The sequence below is a fragment of the Geomonas anaerohicana genome (assembly GCF_016458305.1).
GTDB lineage: Bacteria > Desulfobacterota > Desulfuromonadia > Geobacterales > Geobacteraceae > Geomonas > Geomonas anaerohicana.
Map to the genome: position 1 here is coordinate 1 of NZ_JAEMHL010000039.1, position 1,052 is coordinate 1,052.

The following is a 1,052-nucleotide window of genomic DNA, read 5'->3' on the forward strand; positions in this document are numbered from 1 at the left end:
AAGATCGCGGCCGGCTTCGTGAACCAGACCTCGGTTCCGCCGAACCCGATGGGCACCTGCTCCACCGCGGCCTGCCACAGCGACGGCAAAGGCACCCTGCGTGCGACCCCGGCCTGGGGTAGCGCAGCCCTCACCGTACCGGGCGGCTGCTCCGCCTGCCACAGCGTCGCGCCGTCCACCGGCAACCACCCGACCGCCGGCAGCAAGCACGCCTCCTACTACGGCACCGGCGTGACCTCCTGCGTACAGTGCCACACCGACCACTCGGTACAGGCCAAGCCGTTCGCCCACGCGACCTCCGCCGGCCACCGCGCCATCGAGGTGAAGTTCGCCACCGGCGGCAGCTTCGCAGCGAACCAGTGCTCCAACGTCTACTGCCACAGCAACGGCCGCGGCACCTACACCCCGCCGACCTGGGGCGGGAGCCTTACCTGCGCCGGCTGCCACGGCGACGCGACCAGCAACACCCTGTCGGGCAACCACGCCAAGCACGTGAACAACGCTGCGTTCCTCGGCACGTCCTATGGCTGCGTCGAGTGCCACAGCGCGACCGTTTCCGACAACAGCACCATCTCCAACTTCACCAACCACGTCAACAACGTGAAAGACGTGGCAGGCTCCAAGGTCGGTACCCCGGTATCCGGCACCTGCTCCACCTCCTACTGCCACAGCGACGGCAAAGGGACCATGAAGAGCGTGACCTGGACCGGTTCCACCGCCCTTACCTGTAAGTCCTGCCACGGCGCCGACGCAGCTCCGGCGTTTGCCTCCATCGCCGGCGAGCCGAACTACTCCAACGCCGGTGCCGGCCAGCCGCGCGCCAACAGCCACGAAAACCACGTAGCTTCGGCCGCAGACTGCGCCAGCTGCCACGCCGACACCACCGTGAACGGCACCAGCATCAAGTCGGGCAACTTCCACACCAACAACGTCCGCGACGTCAAAGCCGGCAACGGCAAGAGCTTCACCGTGGTCGGCAACACCTGCTCCGCGGTAACCTGCCACAGCGGCAACGGTATCGTGGCCGGCGTGCCCGACGTACAGTGGGGCGC

1 protein-coding gene is annotated in these 1,052 nt (G+C 67.7%); it reads left to right on the top strand.

All coding sequences use genetic code 11. From position 1 onward, the window contains the following. Positions 1-1,052, top strand: a 1,052-nt coding sequence (locus JFN91_RS21895) for a CxxxxCH/CxxCH domain c-type cytochrome (RefSeq protein ID WP_199391260.1), incomplete at both ends; no start/stop codon positions are given.